The sequence below is a fragment of the Thalassobaculum sp. OXR-137 genome (assembly GCF_034377285.1).
In the GTDB taxonomy this organism is placed as follows: domain Bacteria; phylum Pseudomonadota; class Alphaproteobacteria; order Thalassobaculales; family Thalassobaculaceae; genus Thalassobaculum.
In genome coordinates, this window is sequence record NZ_CP139715.1 from 2,938,903 (window position 1) to 2,958,939 (window position 20,037).

16 protein-coding genes are annotated in these 20,037 nt (G+C 68.5%); 3 read left to right on the top strand and 13 right to left on the bottom strand.

Going from position 1 to position 20,037, the window contains the following annotated elements; genetic code table 11:
• Positions 1 to 123: 123 nt before the first annotated feature.
• The 3 genes from T8K17_RS13890 to T8K17_RS13900 form a co-directional block, all read right to left on the bottom strand.
• The gene (locus T8K17_RS13890; protein ID WP_416153199.1) at positions 124 to 891 is read right to left on the bottom strand and encodes a DeoR/GlpR family DNA-binding transcription regulator; all 768 of its coding nucleotides are present in this window, start codon (positions 889 to 891) and stop codon (positions 124 to 126) included.
• Between the two features lie 145 nt (positions 892 to 1,036).
• Positions 1,037 to 3,589 carry an ABC transporter permease gene (locus T8K17_RS13895; RefSeq protein WP_322330328.1) on the bottom strand — a complete coding sequence of 851 codons (2,553 nt, stop codon included), beginning with the start codon at positions 3,587 to 3,589 and terminating at the stop codon, positions 1,037 to 1,039.
• A gap of 1 nt (position 3,590) precedes the next feature.
• Complete coding sequence (locus T8K17_RS13900; RefSeq protein WP_322330329.1) at positions 3,591 to 4,271, bottom strand: ABC transporter ATP-binding protein; 681 nt, start codon at positions 4,269 to 4,271, stop codon at positions 3,591 to 3,593.
• A gap of 439 nt (positions 4,272 to 4,710) precedes the next feature.
• Here T8K17_RS13900 and T8K17_RS13905 point away from each other — a divergent pair, with 439 nt between their 5' ends.
• From T8K17_RS13905 to T8K17_RS13915, 3 genes are all read left to right on the top strand, one after another.
• Complete coding sequence (locus tag T8K17_RS13905) at positions 4,711 to 5,199, top strand: hypothetical protein (protein ID WP_322330330.1); 489 nt, start codon at positions 4,711 to 4,713, stop codon at positions 5,197 to 5,199.
• A 74-nt stretch (positions 5,200 to 5,273) separates the two neighbouring features.
• Positions 5,274 to 5,825, top strand: a complete 552-nt coding sequence (locus T8K17_RS13910) for a ferric reductase-like transmembrane domain-containing protein (protein ID WP_322330331.1) — start codon at positions 5,274 to 5,276, stop codon at positions 5,823 to 5,825.
• A gap of 201 nt (positions 5,826 to 6,026) precedes the next feature.
• Positions 6,027 to 6,446, top strand: a complete 420-nt coding sequence (locus tag T8K17_RS13915) for a hypothetical protein (protein WP_322330332.1) — start codon at positions 6,027 to 6,029, stop codon at positions 6,444 to 6,446.
• A 103-nt stretch (positions 6,447 to 6,549) separates the two neighbouring features.
• Here the strand turns inward: T8K17_RS13915 and msrA are convergent, their stop codons facing one another.
• From msrA to T8K17_RS13965, 10 genes are all read right to left on the bottom strand, one after another.
• Complete coding sequence (msrA, locus tag T8K17_RS13920; RefSeq protein WP_322330333.1) at positions 6,550 to 7,065, bottom strand: peptide-methionine (S)-S-oxide reductase MsrA; 516 nt, start codon at positions 7,063 to 7,065, stop codon at positions 6,550 to 6,552.
• A 130-nt stretch (positions 7,066 to 7,195) separates the two neighbouring features.
• Positions 7,196 to 7,687: a hypothetical protein gene (locus tag T8K17_RS13925; RefSeq protein WP_322330334.1), complete on the bottom strand. Its 492-nt coding sequence runs from the start codon at positions 7,685 to 7,687 to the stop codon at positions 7,196 to 7,198.
• A gap of 200 nt (positions 7,688 to 7,887) precedes the next feature.
• The gene (locus T8K17_RS13930; RefSeq protein ID WP_322330335.1) at positions 7,888 to 10,368 is read right to left on the bottom strand and encodes a hypothetical protein; all 2,481 of its coding nucleotides are present in this window, start codon (positions 10,366 to 10,368) and stop codon (positions 7,888 to 7,890) included.
• Between the two features lie 2 nt (positions 10,369 to 10,370).
• Positions 10,371 to 11,774: an alginate lyase family protein gene (locus T8K17_RS13935; RefSeq protein ID WP_322330336.1), complete on the bottom strand. Its 1,404-nt coding sequence runs from the start codon at positions 11,772 to 11,774 to the stop codon at positions 10,371 to 10,373.
• On the bottom strand, positions 11,771 to 12,733 hold the full coding sequence (locus tag T8K17_RS13940) for a polysaccharide lyase (RefSeq protein ID WP_322330337.1): 963 nt from the start codon (positions 12,731 to 12,733) through the stop codon (positions 11,771 to 11,773). Before T8K17_RS13940 ends, T8K17_RS13935 begins: the two co-directional genes overlap by 4 nt.
• Before the next feature lie 5 nt (positions 12,734 to 12,738).
• Positions 12,739 to 14,100, bottom strand: a complete 1,362-nt coding sequence (locus T8K17_RS13945) for a UDP-glucose/GDP-mannose dehydrogenase family protein (RefSeq protein WP_322330338.1) — start codon at positions 14,098 to 14,100, stop codon at positions 12,739 to 12,741.
• Positions 14,101 to 14,155: 55 nt separating this feature from the next.
• Positions 14,156 to 15,814, bottom strand: a complete 1,659-nt coding sequence (locus T8K17_RS13950; RefSeq protein WP_322330339.1) for an alginate biosynthesis protein Alg44 — start codon at positions 15,812 to 15,814, stop codon at positions 14,156 to 14,158.
• Between the two features lie 55 nt (positions 15,815 to 15,869).
• On the bottom strand, positions 15,870 to 17,789 hold the full coding sequence (locus T8K17_RS13955) for a glycosyltransferase (RefSeq protein ID WP_322330340.1): 1,920 nt from the start codon (positions 17,787 to 17,789) through the stop codon (positions 15,870 to 15,872).
• 380 nt (positions 17,790 to 18,169) lie between these two features.
• Complete coding sequence (locus tag T8K17_RS13960; protein WP_322330341.1) at positions 18,170 to 18,568, bottom strand: hypothetical protein; 399 nt, start codon at positions 18,566 to 18,568, stop codon at positions 18,170 to 18,172.
• Positions 18,569 to 19,020: 452 nt separating this feature from the next.
• Positions 19,021 to 20,016 carry a tripartite tricarboxylate transporter substrate binding protein gene (locus T8K17_RS13965; RefSeq protein WP_322330342.1) on the bottom strand — a complete coding sequence of 332 codons (996 nt, stop codon included), beginning with the start codon at positions 20,014 to 20,016 and terminating at the stop codon, positions 19,021 to 19,023.
• Positions 20,017 to 20,037: the final 21 nt, after the last annotated feature.

A 20,037-nucleotide genomic window follows, 5' to 3' on the forward strand; every position in this document is an offset into this window, starting at 1 on the left:
ACGCGTCTCCACCCGTGAACTCGGGGCCCTGGTGTCGAGCCCTCGCTATTTTCACGTTTTACGCTATTTGAAAATTATTCGAACGACAACCGAAAACGCGACGCGCGGCGTTCGGCCCTGCTCTCACAGAGTGACCTGGATCACGTCCACGTCGTTCTCGCGGCAAAGCAGCTGGAAATCCCGCGGCACCCGTGCGTCCGTGACCACGCTGTTCACCTGGGAAACATGGGCGATCCGGACCGGCGCCGAATTCTTGAACTTCGTGGAGTCGGCGACCAGGATCACGTTGCGGGCGTTCTGAATGATCGCCTGCGCCACTTTCACTTCGCGAAAGTCGTAGTCCAAGAGCGCCCCGTCATTGTCGATGGCCGAGGCCCCGATGATCGCGTAGTCGACCTTGAACTGGCGGATGAAATCCACGGCGGCCTCGCCGACGATGCCGCCATCCGCATGCCGGACGAGTCCGCCGGAAATCACGACGTCGATCGTCGGGGACAGGCGTAGTCTGTTGGCGACGTTGAGATTATTCGTGATCACCATCAGGTTTCGATGATTGACCAGGGCTTCGGAGACGGCCTCGGTCGTCGTCCCGATGTTGATGAAGAGCGACGCACCGTCGGGCACGAGGCCTGCGGCGCGGCGGCCGATCGCCGCCTTCTCGTCGGCCGCGATCCGGCGGCGCTGCTCGTATTCGACGTTCTCCGTTCCCGATGGATTGATGGCGCCGCCATGGATCCGCCGCAGGATCTTCGCATCGCAGAGATCGTTGAGGTCCTTGCGGATGGTCTGAGGCGTGACGCCGAAACGCTCCGACAGCGCATCGACGAGCACCCGGCCGTCCAGTTTGGCCAGTTCGACAATCTCAGCCTGCCGCTCGCTGAGGAACACCATCATATCTGCCAGACAACCACCGGGATAACGAAGGTATCCGAAAGCAAATCGAAGGCCAATATCGATATCTCGGTCTTGGGGGCCGGCTCGGGCGACCACTCGCCCTAAGCTGGCGGCTCCTCGCACCTGCCCGGACGCAATTTTCTCATCCGGACAACATGCGGGCGAGCTGACCGCGGCCGCGGGGAAGCGCGCTGAGACCGCCGGCAAGACCGGCGGCGATCGAGGTCAGCACGCCCAGGATCGCCGGAAGCAGGACCGCGGCGAGGCCGGGTATCCAATCCACCCGCAAGGCGCCGTCGGCGATCCACCAGCTGCCGATCAGTCCGGCAGATCCGCCGACCAGGGCGGCGGCGAGGCCGGTGGCGGCGGTCTCGCAGAGCCGCGCCAGGGAGATCTCCCGGCGGGTCGCGCCGACGATCGACAGGGCGACGGCTTCGCTCCTGCGGGCATCGATATCGGCGGACACCGTCGCGGCGAGGGAGAGGGCGCCCGCCAGCAGGAGGATCGCGGCGATCATCAGGGTTCCCAGAATGGCGCCCTCCACCACCTCCGTCGCATCGCTGACCAGGCGCCGGACGTCGATCACCGTCACGTTCGGCGCATCCCGGGCCAGCTCCGAGGTGAAGGTGTTCAACGCCGCTGAGTCGCTGCCCTGGAGCGAGACGATCCAGCCATGGGGCGCATTCCGGAACGGCTCGGGGCTGGCGATCACCAGGAACTCCGGGCGCATGGTGCGGTGGTATTCCTTGCGGATATTCGCCACGTCCGAGGTGAAGACCCGGCCGAGAACGCTGTAGGTCACCCGGTCCCCAGGCTTCAGATCGAACGCCTGCATGACGTCCTCTTCGGCCGAGATCAGGGGCGGGCCGTCGTAGTCCGCCGGCCACCACTCTCCGGCGAGCAGCTCCGCGCCGGTGGGCGCCGCCGACCAGGAGAAGCTGCGGTCTCCGTCGATCACCCAGTCCTTGTCGGGATCGACCAGGGCCTCCTCGACCGGTCGGCCGTTCACTTTCAGCAGCCGGGTGCGCATGAACGGTGTGGCCTGGAGCCCGCCGAGGGCCGGATCGTCGGCCACGCGCGTGCTTATCAGCTCGACCTGCGGGGCCTGGACGTCCAGCAGCACCAGGGCGGGGGCCTTCTCGGGGATTTGGGTCTCGAAGGCGGCCTGCAGCGAATGCTGGACCGCCACCACCCCCGTGATGCCGGCGATCCCGATGCCCAGAGCCACGGTCCGCAGCATCACCGCACGCCGGGAGTCGAAGCCTTGCCGGACCGCCAGGGCGAGGAAACCGTTCGCAGGGATCCGGCCCGCCGCGCCGGCGATCGCCGCGCCGAGCAGGGCGAGGAGGACGGCGACGGCGGCCAGACCGCCCGCCGCCGCGACCGCCATGGCCGGGTTCGGCAGACCGGCGATCGCGAGGGAGACGGAGAGCGCCAGCAGGCCCACGGCGACGATCCCGTCCCGATGGCGCAGGCCGGTGGCGGCGGTGTCGCCGCGCATCGCCCGTAAGGGTGCGATCCGGGTTATGGCCGAAAGCCCGGCCACCAGCGCACCGGCGAGCCCCAGGCTCAAGGTCAGCGCCACCAGCCCGATCTGACCGCCCAGATCGCCCGGCGTCCACAGCAGATGCAGACGCGCCGTCAGCATCTCCAGCAGCAGGACCGCCCCGATCGCCGCCACCGTCAGGCCGACCGCCAGGGCGATCGCTGCGGCAATGGCCACGAGCGCGGCATGCAGGGCGACGACCGTCGTGCCGGTGGCGCCGGACAGTCGGTACTGGGCGATGGTGCGGTGCCGCCGGCCGATCCACAGGGCGACGGCCGCCCAGGCGCCGGTGAGACCGACGGCGAAGGCCGCGAGACCGGCAATGCCGAGGAAGGTCATGGTCCGGTTCGTCACCTCGCGCACCCGTTCCGCCGCGTCGTCGGGCGTCTGGAACTCCCAGCCGCGGTCCGGTTCGGCGGCCTGCACGGCCTGCAGCCGGTCAGGGGTCGCTGCGTCCGCCGGGAAGCTGATCCTGGTGCGGAACTCGGTCAGCGAGCCGCGTCCGGTCAACCCCGTGGCCTCGAGCCGGTCCAGGGCGATCAGCACCCGGGGGCCGACCAGGAAGCTGCCGGCCGACAGCCGGTCCGGTTCGCGGATCAGCGTGTCGCGGATCCGAAAGGTGAGGTCGCCAATGCGCAGGCTGTCGCCGACCGCGAGGCCGAGGCGGGCGAGCAGTCCGGGCTCGACCACCGCGCCAGGCAGGCCGTCCTCGCCGTCGAGGGCGGCCTGCAGATCCCGGCCGCCGGAAAGCTCGACCGTCCCGACCAGGGGGTAGGCCCGGTCGACGGCCTTCAGTTCAACCGTCATCCGCCGGGCGGCCTCGGCATCGGCAGTCGCGGCAGCCGCGGTGGAGCGGAGTTCGACCACGCGGGACGTGCGGCCGATCCGTTCCAGGCTGGCGGCCGTGCCGTCGTCCAGGGGGGCGTTCACCACCGTTACGGCCACGTCGCCGCCGAGAATGCGCTTGGCATTGTCGTCCATCGCACCGGCGAGGCCGGCGCTGAGCAGCCAGATCAGGCCGAGCATGGCGCTGGCGATCACCACGCAGGCCATGAACAGCCGCAGGCCGAGGATACCGAAGCCGATTTCGGCACGCAGCAGGGCGAGCAGCACCGAGGCGCGGGCCGTCAGGGTGGCGCGTCCGTCCATCTCAGGACACCACCCGGCCGCCTTCGATGACCAGGGTACGGTCGCAGCGGGCCGCCAGGGCAGGATCGTGGGTGACCAGGAGCAGGGCGGCGCCGGAGCTACGGGCCAGCTCGAACATGGTCTCGATCACCACCTCGCCGGTGCGCTGGTCGAGATTGCCCGTCGGCTCATCCGCCAGCACGAGGCGCGGTGCGGCGACGAAGGCGCGGGCGATGGCGACGCGCTGCTGCTCGCCGCCGGACAGGGCCGATGGACGGTGGGTCAGCCGATGGCCGAGCCCCACCCGCTCCAGCATGGCCGTCGCCCGGGCCTGGGCGTTCTCCGCACCCGCCAGGGTCAGCGGCAGGGCGGCGTTCTGTTGGGCCGTCATCGAGGGGACCAGGTGGTAGGCCTGGAAGACGATGCCGATGTCGCGGCGCCGCAGCAGGGTGCGGCCGCGCTCACTCTCCACAAGCATGTCGGTGCCGAGCACCCGGACCTCGCCGTCGGACACCGGCTCGAGCCCGCCGATCACCGCGATCAGCGAGGATTTCCCTGATCCGGAGGGGCCGGTGACGGCGACGATCTCGCCGGGGGCAATTTGAAGGTCGATCCCTTTCAGGACCTCCAGATCGCCTTCGGGGGTCGGATAGGACAGACGGGCGCGGGAGAGGGTGACGACAGGGGAGGCGGTGAGATCCATGATCCTCGGTCGGGCTGGGGCGGCGGGGGGCAACAGCGTTCGGGCAACAGCATTCCGGGCGGCCTGCGCCGGAGCCTTGTTGGAGATATGTACGCGGCAGGTCTCCGGCGGCAACCGCAGGCGCGCGTTTGAAGGGGCGATCCGGGGCGCAGGGACGGCCGGCTCGGACACGCCCGGCAACGACCGTCGCCCGTTGCGGAGGGGCAACGGGAAGACGCAGCGAACCCATGGATCCCGTGACTCTTGACGATGATCGAAGCTGTCGAGAGGACCGGCAGACAGGGGCGGCGCGCACGCGACGGTCACGAGACTGTGAGGAGCGCTTATCGCCGTCCCCGGATCCACCACCTCTTGCGGGAAGGAATCCGTTTTCCGCGCCCAGCTATGTGTCACGGCTGCCGGAGACGGCTATACAGAATGCATGGCAGGAGAGACGTTCATGGCAGTTCATCCGCTAACCCGCCGCACGATCCTGGGCGCTGTCGGCGCGATCGCGGCGTCCGGCGTCCCCGGGCTCGTTACCCAGGTCCGGGCGCAGGAACTCGCGGCCACACCGTCCATGCGGGGCGGCTCTAACAACTATCTTCCCAACGCGCCTCTCGTGGAACGGATCGGCGGCGGCGGCTTCTGGATGTCGGGAACCGTCCGCCGCGCGGGCGACGGTGCCCCGCTCGCCGGACAGCGCATCCAGATCTGGGCCCACACGACCGAGGGGAACGAACGCGACCCGCACAGCCACGGCGCGACCCTCACCGACGAGAACGGGGTTTTCCGCCTGGAGATGCCGCAGATCGTGCCGGCGTTCGGCCAGCCGCACGGGCATCTGGCCTATGACAGCGGCGATTTCGAGACCGTGTTCCTGCGGCCGGTCATGGCCAGCTCGAGCGATACCAGCCTGGAGGCGCATTTCGTGCTGAAGCCGGCCTGAGGGCGACGGCGTTGAGGGGGAGGCCCGAACCCAGGACCGTCCTTGCGTGGTCGGTTCTGGCGGCCGTTGTCATCGTGCCGCTGGTGGCGGCCGCGTTCAGTCCGCTGCTTGCCTGGCGCCAGCCGGTTTATATCGCGGCGGGCTTTGCCGGGATCGTCGCCCTGGCCCTCCTGCTGGTTCAGCCCCTGCTGATCGGCGGCTATATGCCCGGTCTGTCGGTCCGCGTAGCCCGGCGGTTCCACCGCACGGTCGGTGTCACTCTGGTCATGGCCGTGGTGGCGCATGTCGCGGGTCTCTGGGTCACCAGCCCGCCGGATGTGATCGACGTCCTGCTGTTCCGCTCGCCGACCCCGTTCTCGCTCTGGGGCGCGATCGCCATGTGGGCCGTCTTCGCCGCCGCCCTGGTCGCTGCCCTGCGCGGCGCGGTCGCCCGGTGGCCCCGGGCGTGGCGCCTTGCCCATACCGGGTTGGCGGCCGCCACAGTCCTGTCCAGCGTCATCCATGCCCTTCTCATCGAAGGCACCATGGAGACGCTGTCGAAAGCGGTGCTGTGCGGATTGGCGATCCTGGCCACGGTCAAGCTGGCCTACGACCTGCGGCATTGGGTTCTCCGGCCGCGCCGATAACCACGCCCGCACACAGGGCCTCCAGGACGGATTCCCATTTCGCCGATAACGTGGGATGGTTGTGCACCGAAGGACTCTGCGACTGTCCCGGCCCAGCCTCTTCTGTCTCCATGACAGGCCGAGAATCCCGGCGCGAACGGAGCACGGGAGCCGGCGGAGGCCGCCGGACAGGCGAAATTCTGATCGATCTGGGAGGATGAGATGACCACCGTGAAGAAGACGGCCGCCGCACTGCTCGTCGCATTGTTTGTTCTGATGCAGACACCCGCCGACGCCCTCGCCCAGCAGGTGCCGCCGGCGCCGGCGGCAAGTTCCTCCTCGTTCGACCCCTATTGGATGCTCGCCGTCGGGGCCGGCACGGTCGGCGGATGGGTGGCGGCCGGGATTCTGACGGACGGTCTGATTATCCCGGCCTATGTCGCGGCGATGGCCCCGCGTGCGGCCGTCGGAGGGGCCCAACTCGCCGGCGCCGCCGGGTCGCAGATGGGTGCCGGCGCGGCCGGAGCGGCGATGGCCACCGCGACGGCGGCGAACCATGCGATGGTCGCCTTTGTCCAGTATGCGGGACGCGTCACGGGGGCGGTCGTCGGCGCGGCGATCGCCGATGGCTGGTATCGCTGAGCCAGTCTGTCTGCGCGGGTAACGCCGCTCGGCCGACAGCACCGGATTGCCGCCGTCACCGGATGTTCCGGTGACGGGGCGGGTCCGTCGGCGGATCCGGATCTCAGGCCGCGTCGACGCGGCGCGGAAGCTTCCAGCCCGGCCGGATGAAGTGGCAGGTATAGCCGTTCGGAATCCGCTCCAGATAGTCCTGGTGCTCGGGCTCGGCCTCCCAGAAATCGCCCAGCGGCGCCACTTCGGTGACCACCTTGCCGGGCCAGAGGCCGGACGCGTCCACATCGGCGATGGTGTCTTCCGCCTCCGCCTTTTGCGCGGCGTCGGCATAGAAGATCGCTGAGCGGTAGCTGGGGCCGACATCGTTGCCCTGCCGGTTCGGCGTGGTCGGGTCGTGAATCTGGAAGAAGAACTCCAGAATCTGGCGATAGCTGGTCTGGGCGGGATCGAACATGATCTCGATCGCCTCCGCATGGGTGCCGTGGTTGCGGTACGTCGCGTTGGGCACATCGCCGCCCGAATAGCCGACGCGTGTGGCGACGATCCCAGGCTGCTTGCGGATCAGATCCTGCATGCCCCAGAAACAGCCGCCGGCCAGAACGGCGCGTTGGGTCTTGTCTGCCATGGCTCAGCCCTTTCCTTGTTCTCGAACAGGTCGCGACCCTGAACATAGTCCCGAGCCGCGCCGTCTTCGAGATGCATCACGATCAAGATTGCGTGGAGGCCGGCCTGCCGATGGACGCCCCCGAGCGCCGCTAGGACGGCTCGGTGGCATCTTGCGAGGGCGCTTCGGCGCGGACCGGCGTGACGTCGGCCTCGCAGGAGGCGCCTTTCCAGTAGCCGAACAGTGTCGACTCGCGGTCACGGTAGATCGGACCTTCCATCGCCATCGGGTACCAGTGGCCGTCGTTGCTCAGCCGTTCGCCGGTGAGGTTGACGATGTCGCCTTCCTGGGCGGTCGTCCGAACGGGACCGCCCAGACGCGTCCACTCGTTGATCGCGTAGGCTTGGCCCTGTTCGATCTGGATGCCGGGCAGTTCCCATTCCGTCGGCAAGGTGTCCCACACGCAACTCCATTTCACCGCGTAGGACAGCTCGGGCCGGGTCGGGCGCTGCACGGGCGCCGAATCCGTCACCGGCACGTTCTCCGGGGACAGGACGTCCAATGCCGGATAGTTGGTGGACGACGTGTCCACGCACCCCGACAGTCCTATGATCGCGGCGGCAGTAAGAAGTTCGTATCTCATTTGTCTCTCCCATCTTGTCGATAATAGAAGTCTAGGTATGGCCAAAAATAATCATGATTAAAGATAATCTATGAGTATTCCGCTGATTTACATTCCGATTGACCGGTAATAGATTGCATAGACTTACGATCCGGTCTTTAACATGAAGCAATGTATCGAGAATTCGCCGCCGAAAGGGTGGCGAATTCTCGAACTTTGGGTTATCCGGGCGCCGCACCGAGCGCGCTGTCGCGCCGCACACGCCGCTGCTCCACCGCCTCCGCCAGGGCGTTGCCCAGGCTGTTGATCGTGTCGACGTTGTCCGTGCGCAGGACCCGGTCGAGCCACAGGATCGCGGCGTCCTCGTTCGACGCCACCCCCTGCACCTCGAGATAGGCCTTGGCGATGGTCAGCAGGGCGCCGCTATGGCCGCTGCGGGCCGCCTCCAGCAGGTATTCCGCACCCTTCTGGTAATCCTGCTCGACCACCCTACCGTCGAGATAGAGGCGGCCGAGAACCACCTTGGCATAGGCGTGGTTCTGCTCCGCGCTCTCGCGCAGCAGCGCCAGCGCCCGGTCCGGCCACTTCTCGCCGCCGACGCCTTCGAGATAGGCGTTGGCCAGGGCGGTGCGCGCGTAGATATGGCCGCGATCGGCGGCCCGCCGCAGCAGATCGACGCCTTCGGCCTCATCCTTCGCCAGCCGCTTGCCGGAGATCCGTTCGCTGGCCAGCGTGACCATGGCGGGCACGTCGCCGTTGTCGACGGCTTGCTCCAGCCAGCGTTCGGCCGCCGGCAGATCGGCGGCGATGCCGCTTCCGTTCAGCAGCGCCTGGCCGAGCACGCGCATAGCGATCGGGTTTCCGGTACGGGCCGCCTCGCGGAGCAGGCGTGCACCCCGTTCCGGCCGGGCCGCGACACGCTCTCCCGCCATGTAGAGGCGTCCGAGATCCGCCTTGGCGGCCATGTCGCCCTGGGCCGAGGCCCGCTCCAGCAGATCGACCGCCCGGTCGGCGTCGGGGCTGACGCCCTCGCCGTCCAGGTAGAGATCCGCCAGCCGGCGCATCGCATCGGCCCGGCCGGCATCCGCCGCCTTGCGGTACCAGCGGACCGCCGAGCGGGGATCGGCCGTTGGCAACATACCCTCGCGGTGGGCATCGCCGAGCAGGACCATGGCATAGGCGTCGCCGTCCGCGGCGGCCTGGCCCAGCAGGCGCTCGGCCTTCGCCGGCGCCGGGTCGACGCCGCGGCCTTCCAGATAGGCGCGGCCGACCTCGGTGCGGGCGCTGGTGTCGCCGGCGGCGATCGCCTTGTCCAGCCAGCGCATCCCTTCGGCCGGGCGGGGCGGCTGACCGCCGATCCCGTCCATGTAGAGCCGGCCGATCTCGCCATAGACCTTCTCGTCGCCGGCCTCGGCGGCGATCTTGTAGTAGCGCAGCGCCTTGCGGTCGTCGCGGGGCAGGGCCTCGCCCTTGTCGTAGAGCCGGCCGAGCGTGGCGGCGCTGCTGGCGTCGCCCTGCTCGGCGGCGGCGGCAAGGATGTCGATGCCCTGGCGCAGATCGGCAGGGCCGGTCGGCTGGGCGATCATCATCCTGCCGAGATCGACATCGGCGGAGTCGTGCCCCATGTCGCGCGCCGTCTCGAACAGCCGACGGGCCTTTGCCGGATCGCGCGCCACACCCTCGCCGTCGCGATAGGCGCGGGCGAGGTAGAGGGTGGAGCCGACCTGACCCTGGGCGGCGGCCCGCTCGTGCCAGGTGAAGGCCTGGACGGGATCGCGGGGAATCCCCGTGCCCTTGGCATAGTAGCGGCCGAGCAGGGACTGGGCGTAGGCGTGGCCGTCCTCGGCGCTCCGGCGGATCATCGCCAGACCGCGGTCTGGATCGGTCTCCAGACCGTCGCCCTCGACCAGCCGGCGGCCGTAATCGGTGCGCGACTGCAGATGGCCGGCTTCGGCGGCCTTCTGGCGCCAGGCGAGGGCATCTGATTGCGAGGCCGGGACGATGTCGCCCTCCTCGTAGAGTCGGGCCAGTTTGGTCATGGCCCAGGTCTCTCCCTGGGCGGCCCGCATCTCCAGCAGTCGGATCGCTTCCGACGCATGCTCCGGGCCGGCGTCCATTCGGGCGAGGCGGAGATGGGCGTCCGGATCGCCGGTCCGGGCGGCCCGCGCGTACAGCTCCCGGGCCTTCTCCATGTCCCGGGGCACGCCCTCTCCGGCCTCGTAGAGCTCGGCGAGCGGATAGGCGGCCCGGTCGTAGGGCACGACCGTCTTGTTCGTGTCCAGCGCGAGCCGGAACAGCTCGGCCGCCCGCGCCGGATCGCGCGGCACTCCGTCGCCCTCGGCATAGAGGGTGCCGAGCTGGAAGGCCGCGTGGCCGCGGCGACGGGACAGTTTCTGTGTAGCCAGCTCCAGGTATTCGGCGGCCTTCGCCTTGTCCCGTTCGACGCCCCAGCCGTTGAGATAGGCCCGGCCGAGCTCGTAATTGCCCTGGGGATAGCCGTCATCGGCCAGCCGCCGGAAAGTCGGCAGGGCCGCCTCGTACTGGCCGCGGCCGGCCATCGCCTCGGCTTCGCGGTAGTCGTCCTTCATCCCGCCGGGAAGTTTCCAGTATCCGCCGGTGGCGCCGGCGCAGGCGGTAAGCGTCACCAGGGCCGCGGCCATCAGGGCGTGGCGGGACGCGCGTATCGGAATCTTTCGGGCCATGGTCAGCCTCCCTTGTCGATGAGTTTGGGATCGGGGACGCCCAGGTCCGCATCCTCGCCTTCCTGCAGCGCGTGCAGGCGCTCCTCGCATTCCACGCGCCAGGCGGTGTCCCGCGCGTCGCGCCATTGCGGGTGCTTGGCGCAGTAGTCGTCGCGCAGCCGGAAGGAGCGATCGGCCAGGGTGGCGATCTCGGTTTCCTGTTCCGTTTCGCTGGGGCGGTAGAAGTAGAGGGTGACGAAGCCGCCGGCGCTGCGGTTGTAGATCGGCCGCCGGCTCCGCACGATGCGGTCGACCCGGTCGGAGGGGAAGCGGGCGCCGTAGACCTCCATCCAGGCGAAATACTGCGGGTCGTCCATGAACCAGAGGTCCTGACGCTCGCCCACCTGTTCGGCGAAGGCGTCCGGGTCCTCCAGAGCGTCGAGCGAGTAGTTGACCAGCGTGTGCAGCGAGCGGCCGTCGACCTCCATCTCGTAGATGTCGTAGCCCTGCCGCTCGAGCATCTCGGCGATGAAGACCAGGTAGAGCGTGGCGTAGTTCTGATAGTGGAGGCGGCGGGAGCCGCGCAGCATCTCGCGCGGCAGGCTCCCGTCGGCATTCATCTCCCGCAGCGCCGAGTAGATCGCGCTGACGCCGAACCGCAGCAGGTCGTCGTCGTCGGTGGCGATGCCGATAACGGAGGCGTGCAGGCCGCGTCGGTAGAAGTGGTTGTTGCAGCAGGACAAGGCGATGGTGTGGAAGCCGGCATGGCGCCTGGAGGCGGCCTTCAGCCACGCCTCGATCTTGTCGGCCGCCTCGGGCCGGGTCGCCCGGATCTCGTCGCGCAAGATGGAATAGCTGAAGCCGGCGGCGAACAGCGAGGACTCCACCGCGAACCAAGCCTGGGGCGTGGTCGGCTTGTATTCGAAATGCAGGAAGCCGTCGCCGTCGGCCCAGCGGCCCAGGAAGTCGGCGACGCACTCAGCGTAGTACGGATCGCCGGTGACCACATAGCGGCCGGCGAGCTTGGAGACCGCGTCCTCGAACTTGAAGAACGGCTCGGCCGCGAGGCGCCAGGAATCCGGTTGCGGGTAAAAGCCGGGAAGGGCGAAGCGGTCGTTCAGCACCGGCAGGTCCTTCAGGTTCCGGCAGCTGCTGCCAAGCCTGAGCTTCTCGATCTCCTGTTTGATGAGGGCGGAATCCTGCTGTTTCAGCCAGCGCCGGCGGGCCTCAACGTCGAAGTATCCGGCCGAGGGGTCGGTGACCGTATAGCCGGACAGGTCGAAGGACTTGCGGTCCTCCGGCGTCACCAGGTTGGCATCCTTCAGAGCGGACTCGTCCGCCGCCCCCGCCGGAGCGGCCGTCAGGCAGACGGCCGCCACCGCGGCGCGGGCAATCCCGAGCATGGTTCTCGGCAACAGCTCCGTCATGGTGCGCCTCCCGCGAACAGCTCGATGCTGTCGAAATCGACGGTCTGATCCTTCGGGCTCGCCCATTTCCGGCTGCTGCCGCCGAAGAAGGTGCTGAACATCAGGCCGTCGATGCCGGCATCGGCCACCGTGCGGTAGACGAGGTCGGTCTGCTCGATGACCTGCTTGCCGTCGATCCAGACGCGCACGATGCCGTCGGCCCGGTCGGGGTCGTTCAGCACGACCTCCTGCTGGATCTCCATCCACCGGCCGGGTTCGAAACTCCAGTTGCCGCGGCCGATGCTCGCGCCGTAGTCGGTTTGCTTGTTGGCGACATAGGCGTAGACCTCGCCTTCGCCGTCGCGCCGCCACATGAGGCGCATGCTGAAGCCCTTGGTGCCGTCGACCTTTTCGCCGCCGGAGGGGGCTTCGCCGCCGTAGAGGCCCGGCAACTTGCCGCCGCGCACGAACGCGAACCCGTCCTCGAAACGCACCCGGTAACGCAGACAGGCGCGCTCGGTGTCGTCCGGGAGCAGCCGAGCGACGAAACCGGCCCCGCCGAGGGGACGCTTGTCCTTGCTCGACGGATTGATGGAATCCTTCGGGTAGCGGACCGTCAGCCGGCCGCCGTTCTCCCCGCTGGAGACCGTCACGTTCTCGTCGAGTCCCCAGACCCGGTCCATCGTCAGGGCGCGCTTGGCCAGCGCGTCCTCCACGCCGCCGGTACCGGGCAGGTCGGCGGGCAGGTCCAGCGACCAAACCCGGTCGTAGCGGCCGGCGCAGGCGGCGATCGGCGCCGTGGGCTCGGACGCCTTCTTGTCGATCTTCGGCAGGCCGCCCGAACTGGCCGTGCCGGTTGGGCCGGCGACCAGGATCGTGGCCACGAGGGCGGTCACCCCGAGGCTGGCGAGCACGGGGAGGGCCGATTTCGGCCCCCTCCGGCTCAGGATCGAGCGCAGTCTCTCGTTTCGCTGTCCCATGGGGCTCACTCCGCTGCCTGACCGAAGCTCGGCTGCGGCACCTGGGCGAGATCGTCCAGGCTATCCCGGCGTCCGATACCGACCACGGCCACGCCGTGCTCTTCCAACTTGCCGGCGTCCATCGTGTTGCGCAGGTCGACCACAATGTTGGTCCGCATCGCGCGGGCCATCGTCTCCGGGTCGAGATCGCGGTATTCCGGCCAGTCGGTGAGGATGACCGCCACATCGGCGCCATCGAGGGTTTCGGCCACGGTCTCGCCGTAGGTGATGCCGGAGAAGGTTTCCCGCGCCGCCGGCATCGCCACCGGATCGTGGGCCCGCACCTCGGCGGCGCGACGCACGAGCTCCGGCACCACGAACAGACTGGGGGATTCCCGCAGATCGTCGGTTCCCGCCTTGAAGGCGAGGCCGAGCACCGCCACCCGCGCGTTCGACAGGTCGCCGTCGCAGGCGTCGGCAACCCGCTGCACCAGATGCAGCTTGCGCGCCTCGTTGGCATGAACGGCGGCGGACACCACGCGCTGGCGGATGCCAAGCCGTTCGGAGGAGGTCACGAAGGCCCGGGTGTCCTTCGGGAAGCAGGACCCGCCGAAGCCGGGGCCGGCCTTCAGGAACTGGCTGCCGATGCGGCTGTCGAGACCGATCGCGTCGGCCACGGAGCGCACGTCGCCCCCCGCCTGCTCGCACAGGTCGGCCACCTCGTTGATGAAGGCGATCTTGGTGGCGAGGAAGCTGTTCGCCGCGTATTTCGAGATCTCCGCCGTCGACCGGTCGACCACGAGTACTGGGATGCCGCGCTCCTCGATCGGACCGTAGAGTTCGCGCATGGCGGCGGCCGCCCAGTCCGTCTCGGCGCCGATGACCACCCGGTCCGGCTCGACGAAGTCGCGCACCGCGCTGCCTTCGCGCAGAAACTCCGGATTGGAGACGATGGCGACGTCGGCCTCCGGTGCCACGGTGGCGAACAGCGCTTCCAGGCGCTGGCCGGTGCCGATCGGCACGGTCGACTTGGTCGCGATCACCGTGCGGCCGCGCAGCAGCGGCGCCAGTTCCTCCGCCGCGGCGATCACCGCAGAGATGTCGGCGCTGCCGTCCTCATCGTTGGTCGGGGTGCCGACGGCGATGAAGATCACGTCGGACTGCGGAATCGCGTCCTGATAGGCGGAGGCGAAGCGCAGACTGCCATTGGCCTGTGTCCGGGTGACGATCTCCGTCAGGCCCGGCTCGTAGATCGGCACGCTGCCGGCCCGCAGCGCCGCCACCTTGCTCTCGTCCTTGTCGATGCAGGTCACGTCGAAGCCGAAGTCCGCGATGCAGGCGCCGGCGACGAGTCCGACATAGCCGGTTCCGATAACGGTTACTTTCATGGGTCGTTCTCCTGAAAATCCTTGGATTCCGCCCCCCAGCGGTGCAGGCCCTGGCTCAGGAACCTGCCGGTGTCTCGGTTGGCCGGGCGAGGGAGAGCGCGTCGTCCTCCCCCGTCCCGAGGGTGATGGTCGGGTCGCCGGACGGTTTGTCCGTCCAGGGCAACAGGGCGTGGATGTCGACGCCGGAGACGTCGGACAGGGTGGCGACGCTCTCGTCCCAGAAGTCGGCTGCCTGGGCCTCCCAGGTGTCGAACTTCGACGAGATGTCGGAGAAGGAGACCTCCACCGGGGTGCCCACGCCGATCCCGCGCAGCGGTTCTTCCGGCGCGATCAGCAGGGTCGCCTTCGACAGGTCCTGACGGACCCAGCGCGGGAAGCCGGCCCGGGGGCGGCGGCTGCCCTCGACGCTGAGGTCGACGATGCGGCCCCAGACGTTCTGCCCGGTATTGGGCGAATAGATGTTGGCGCGCTGGCTGCGGGTCAGCCGGGGAACGGCATCCATCGGGATCTGCGCCTCGACCAGCATCTCGTCGGCGCCGCGCGGCACGAGGGAATAGACCTTGTCGCCCGGTTCGACCCAGGCTTCGCCGGCGCCGCCATGGGCCCAGTGCACGATGCAGTCGCACGGGCTGTAGAGCACGTTCTCGCTCTGCCGGGTCTCCAGGGCGGAGACCTTGGCGCGCTGCAGGTTGGTCTGGGCGTCGAGCTGCTCCAGCCGCTTCTCGATGCTGAGCAGGTCGACCACGCTCATTCCGGTGTCGTCGTCGGTCCGCGACAGCGCGGCGTCGATGGTGCTGCCGGCATCGACCCGGCCGGCTTCCACGGCCTCGTTCAGGGTCGACAGAAGCTGCTCGTTGTAGCGCAGGGTCGCCTGGGCCAGGGACAGCTCGGCCTTCAGGTCGGCACTGCTGACCCGGCCGATCTCCTGATCGCGTTCGACCACGTCGCCCGGCCGCAGCTCGACACCGGTGAAGCGCCCCTTGCCCGGGGCGTTCACGTCGAGCCGGGCCGCGGTGGTGGCGGCGAAGGGGGACTCGATCACGAAGACCGAGTCGTAGATCGCGGCGACCGCGACGGCCGTGGCGCAGAGCATCAACGCGGCGATGCCGACCACCCGGCCGGTTCTCCTGCCGCTCTTCCCGTTGCCGTCGGCGGCACCGCCCGGGGCGGCCTTGCTGCGCCGGGCGACCTGGCCGTCGCTCGGGCTGAGCAGCCCGTCGAAGGAAATCAGCCGACCGGAGAGCTGGGCGGTGATCAGCCGGCTCAGCAGGGTGCGTTCCTGGTCGTCCATGGAGACGATCTCCAGGCCCGTGACCGGCGCACCGTCCACCGTCGAGCGGTGGCTGACCGTGGCGGTGAAGGGAAGCTGGAGCAGGAACCCCCTGAAGGGCACCGTCGCTTCCACGGCGAGCGGCTCACTCACACCGTCCGGGATCAGCCCGGCGACGGCGCAGCCGGTCACCGACAGGTCGCGGCCGTCGAAGGTGCCGTGCTCGGTCTTCACCTCGAAAGGCAGATGGACCCGCACATGGCGCCGCTCGTCGCGGCGTTCGCTGGTGATGCCGCCGGTCCGGCTCTGGCTCGCCGCACTGCTCGGCGTCTCACGGCGGGTGCCGGAGGGATGGACGGGTCGGCGCTGGGAAACCCCGGTTTCGGAGGTGGCTTTCCCCTCGCCGCGGCCGCCCGGCCGCGGCGTCGAATTTCCTAGATCCATGGTTAGTTCCTTCTCACGTTGGCGGAAGATGGGAGAGGTCTCGCCTCCCGCGCCGCTATGGCAGGATCGCCGCCGCCGTCGCGTCCCGTGCCGGTTCGGCATGGGTCCGGACGACCAGATTTCTCAGTTCCAGGGGCTTCGGCCCGCCGAGCAGACATGCCACCGGCAGGGTGCCGGCCGGCGGACAGAAGGTGGCGCCGTCGCTCACCCCTCCGCCGGTCACGAGCATGCCCGAATGCACCTCCAACCGGGTGTCGGACCCGGCCCCGACCAGCACGCGGCCGGGACGCTCGGAGCGCACCAGGCGGGTCAGCCGGTAGGTCCCGTCGGTCAGGGGCAGGGCACGGTCGGTCGGCAGCCGCTCCAGGGCGATGTCCAGCCAGGACGAGTCCTCCTGGCCGGGCCCGCCGCGGCTCTCCGGGAAGGAGACCCGGACGGTCGCGGCATTGGGCCACTCGACGGTGCCGGAATACATCACCAGCAGGGAGGCGAAACAGGCGAGGGCGAGGCCATGCAGAACCGCGCTGCCGCTGCCGGCACTGCCCGATCCCGAGGTCGTGATCTCCTGGCGCGTCCATTTCTGACGGTCCATGCGGAAGAACACGAAGCTCTTCACCACGCCGCCGAGGATCTGGTTCATGAACAGCATCCAGGGCCAGTGCGGCGCCCATCGGCCGCGCACCAGCAGGCACAGGATGGAGCCGACCACGGTCCGCGTGCCGAGGATCCACAATCCGTAGACCAGCAGGAAGGCCGGGTCGTAGGTGATGGCCAGGATGATCGCGACCACCGGGCCCACGAGGGACGTCCACATGGACAGCCGCTGATCGACCAGGCACCACCAGGGGAACAGGCCCATGCGGTGGGGACCCAGCGCGATCGCCCGGTCGCTGGTCCGCAGCATGTTGCCGTACCAGCGCTTGAGCAGGGAGACGGCGCCGACCACCAGATTGGAGGCGGGCAGCTCCTCGAAACTGTCGGCCCGAACGTCCGGCAGATAGATCATTCCCCAGCCGCGCTTCAGCAGCCAGAACCAGGTCGACTTGTCGTCGCCGCTCAGGAAGTTGATCCGGCCGAGGCGCCAGTGCTCGATGGCGTCGTTCTCGATCTGCTGGATAAAGGACGGGTCGGTCGCCAGATGCGCCCGGATGACGCTGAAGCGGCCGGTGAGCACCAGGAGCCTGCCGGACAGGCTCATGGACGACATCAGCAGGTGCCGCTGGGCGAAGCGCAGGTCGTACCATTCGCGGGTCCAGCCGCCGCCTTCGGTCATGCCGCGGTTGTCGGCGGTCGCCGCACCGATCTGCGGGTTCGCCTGAAGCACCGGCACGACCTTGGACAGTGCGCCCGGCCGGACCACCACATCGCCATCCATGAAGATGCAGATGGCGTTCTCGGTCGGCATGCGGCGGGAGATCGCGCGCAGCGCCTCGGCCATGGCCGGCCGCTTGCCGGTCCCGTCCTGGAACATGGTGACCAGTTCCACCCGGTCCGGCAGGCCGACGGTCTCGGCGATCCGCTCCAGAAGGTCGACGTCGCTCTGATGGCTGACGGCGGCGACGATGGTCGCGGGCCGCCCGTAGGACGCCACCTCATGGAACAGCGACTCGTAGACCGGCCAGCTCACCTGAGGATCGATCGAATACGACGTGACCAGGCAGTAGACGTGGTCGACGGGCGCGTTGCCCGCGGCTTCGGCGTGGCGTCGGATGCGGGGAAACCGGAACCGCAGGTAGTAGCAGGCCCGCAGGGCGTGGAAGATCCACCAGGAATACCGCCACACGCCAATGATCCCGATGCTGAGCAGGAAGGTATCGCTGAGCGGATCGAAGACGGAACTCGGAACGGTGACGGCGAGGCTGGTCAGCACCGCGATCAGGACCACCGTGATCATCAGCCGCTCGCCGCCGGAGGCGGTGGTCGGCTGCCATCGTGTCTCGCCGACGGCGAAGTCGGTGGCATTGGTGTCGGTCATGGGATCGACCCCTTGGCTGGTTCTGGACACGCTACGGTGCGGCGGACGGATAGCCGCAGGAGCCGGCGAACGGGATGCACCCGATCATCGACCAACGGCCGCGCCGGGAGCGGATGCTGTCGGCGGCGGCGGGAGGTCCGGCCTGCCCGGGGAGTCCCGCGACAAGAATGTCCGGTAATAGGCTGTCCATCGCGGTCCTCCGCTGGGTCGGTGGCGGCTGAATGAGGATGCAGCAATCCGTGGCAGCACAACGCTGCACAGCTGCTCCGTTTGTCTTGTTGTTGGTAGGCAGACGCTTTGAAGGTGGGGGTCGTTCCGAGTGCCGCCGGGACTTTTACCTGTGTTTGTGACGTATGCGTCAGAAGTGACGTCAGTGGATATCAGCCCTCGTAGCGGGGCAGTTGTCGGACCTGGGCGTCGCTGATCCGGACCCGCGCGATGCCGTCGCCGACCAGGTCGAGATCGGCCAGCGGCAGGGTCACCCAGGCGTTTCCGAGACCGAGCAATCCGCCATAGGCGATGACCGCCTGCGGGATGCCATCCCGGACGACGATCTTCTCGATCTTGCCGGAGATCTTGTTGTCGTTGCTGATGACTTTCGCGCCGACAAGGTCCTGTTCGGCCGGCATATCCCGAGACGGACGCGGCAGGGGGACGGGGCGGTCAAGGGCGGTGCCGGTCTCGACCGCATGGCGGCCGGTTTCCGCCTTTGCGGTTAGAGGCACTGCCGTGAGGGCCAGGGCGAGGGTGACGGCCACGGTGATGGGGCTGCGAAGCATTGCGTTCTCCTTCATGTCTCACATCCGCGTCCGGAAAATCCGGCCACGGACATGAGTTGAGGAACCGGCTCCGCCGTGTGCTCACGGCAGGTACCGTCCTCGAGACCGCCCCCATGTTTCGTGATGTTCAACGTCTCGCGCGGCCCGTCTTCTGACGGGAAACGCGCAAGATCGGGATACCGGCGTGGTATCCTTTCGTCCGCGAATGCAGGCTCGCTCCTGGAAGCGCGCCCTGGCATTCGGCGCTCGATACGACGTCGCCAGACGCACGGTCCGGCGCTTCCGCATCAAACGCTCTGAGCGGACAACTCTATCGTCGTCGCCCGGTTCCGAATTAAATCGAGGCGCGACGGTCTCGGCTGCGGTGCCGGCCTATCGGGATCCAGTCCGGCCAAAAAAATGGGGCCGGCCCCGAAGGACCGGCCCCGCCTGTCTGATCTCGTGAAGGGCGGTCAGTTGGTCGGGCCGACCGTCTTGACCAGTTCCTGGTAGGTCTCGCGCTCCTTATTCATCACCGCAGCCGCGGCGTCGCCGCCCCGGTAGGTCATGTCCATGAAGCGCTTCTCGCCGATATTCTGGACCGGCTGGCTCTGCACCGCCGGTTCCAGCGCGGCGGCGATCTTGTCGACGATCTCCTTCGGGGTGCCCGCCGGAGCGTGCAGGGAGATGTGCGAGGTCACGCCGAACGGGAAACCGAGATCCTTCATGGAGATCAGGTCCGGCGCCAGCTTCAGGCGCTCGTAGGACGCGGCGAACAGGGCCTTGGCGTCGCCCGCCTTGACGATCGGCGCCCAGGAGCCGCCGGAGAAGGCCACGTCGACGTCGCCTGCCATCACCGCCTGCACCGACCCGCTGCCGCCGCTGACCGGCACCGGCACGAATTCGACGCCGCGCTCCTTGGCGATGTACTGCATCACCAGCCGGTCGATCGCGAGCTGGCTGGCGCCCTTGATCGCCCGGTTTTCGGATTTCACCGTCTCGATCAGCCCGTCTAGCGAGTCATAGGGCTGCTTGGTCCCGGTGAAGAAGGCGTTCTGGAACTCGCCGATGATCGCCACGTGCTCGAAGCTGTCCATGTCGTACAGCGCCTTCTGCACGAGCGGGGCCAGGGTGATCGAGGTGGAGTTGGTGGCCAGCAGCGTGTAGCCGTCCGGAGCCGCCTTGGCGACCTTGGTCGCCGCAACGCCGCCGCCGGCACCGGCCACGTTCTGGACGAGCACGGGCTGGCCGAGCTTCTCGCTCAGGGTATCGGTCAGCGCGCGGATCGAGATGTCGGTGCCGCCGCCGGCGGGATAGGCCACCACGATGGTGACGGCGTCGGTCGGCCATTCCGCCGCCGATGCGGTGGTGGTCGCCCCGGCCGCCAGGACCACGGCGGAGCCGGCCAGCGCTGCCATCGCCACGCGGCGGGTCAGCCGCCGGGATGCCTTGTCGAAGTAGTGTTTCATGTCTTCCTCCATCTGGTTCGT

Coding starts and splice junctions, on each gene's coding strand:
- T8K17_RS13890 (WP_416153199.1), bottom strand. CDS start 891: ATGGTGTTCCTCAGCGAGCGGCAGGCTGAGATTGTCGAACTGGCCAAA.
- T8K17_RS13895 (WP_322330328.1), bottom strand. CDS start 3,589: ATGGACGGACGCGCCACCCTGACGGCCCGCGCCTCGGTGCTGCTCGCC.
- T8K17_RS13900 (WP_322330329.1), bottom strand. CDS start 4,271: ATGGATCTCACCGCCTCCCCTGTCGTCACCCTCTCCCGCGCCCGTCTG.
- T8K17_RS13905 (WP_322330330.1), top strand. CDS start 4,711: ATGGCAGTTCATCCGCTAACCCGCCGCACGATCCTGGGCGCTGTCGGC.
- T8K17_RS13915 (WP_322330332.1), top strand. CDS start 6,027: ATGACCACCGTGAAGAAGACGGCCGCCGCACTGCTCGTCGCATTGTTT.
- msrA (WP_322330333.1), bottom strand. CDS start 7,065: ATGGCAGACAAGACCCAACGCGCCGTTCTGGCCGGCGGCTGTTTCTGG.
- T8K17_RS13925 (WP_322330334.1), bottom strand. CDS start 7,687: ATGAGATACGAACTTCTTACTGCCGCCGCGATCATAGGACTGTCGGGG.
- T8K17_RS13930 (WP_322330335.1), bottom strand. CDS start 10,368: ATGGCCCGAAAGATTCCGATACGCGCGTCCCGCCACGCCCTGATGGCC.
- T8K17_RS13935 (WP_322330336.1), bottom strand. CDS start 11,774: ATGACGGAGCTGTTGCCGAGAACCATGCTCGGGATTGCCCGCGCCGCG.
- T8K17_RS13940 (WP_322330337.1), bottom strand. CDS start 12,733: ATGGGACAGCGAAACGAGAGACTGCGCTCGATCCTGAGCCGGAGGGGG.
- T8K17_RS13945 (WP_322330338.1), bottom strand. CDS start 14,100: ATGAAAGTAACCGTTATCGGAACCGGCTATGTCGGACTCGTCGCCGGC.
- T8K17_RS13950 (WP_322330339.1), bottom strand. CDS start 15,814: ATGGATCTAGGAAATTCGACGCCGCGGCCGGGCGGCCGCGGCGAGGGG.
- T8K17_RS13955 (WP_322330340.1), bottom strand. CDS start 17,789: ATGACCGACACCAATGCCACCGACTTCGCCGTCGGCGAGACACGATGG.
- T8K17_RS13960 (WP_322330341.1), bottom strand. CDS start 18,568: ATGCTTCGCAGCCCCATCACCGTGGCCGTCACCCTCGCCCTGGCCCTC.
- T8K17_RS13965 (WP_322330342.1), bottom strand. CDS start 20,016: ATGAAACACTACTTCGACAAGGCATCCCGGCGGCTGACCCGCCGCGTG.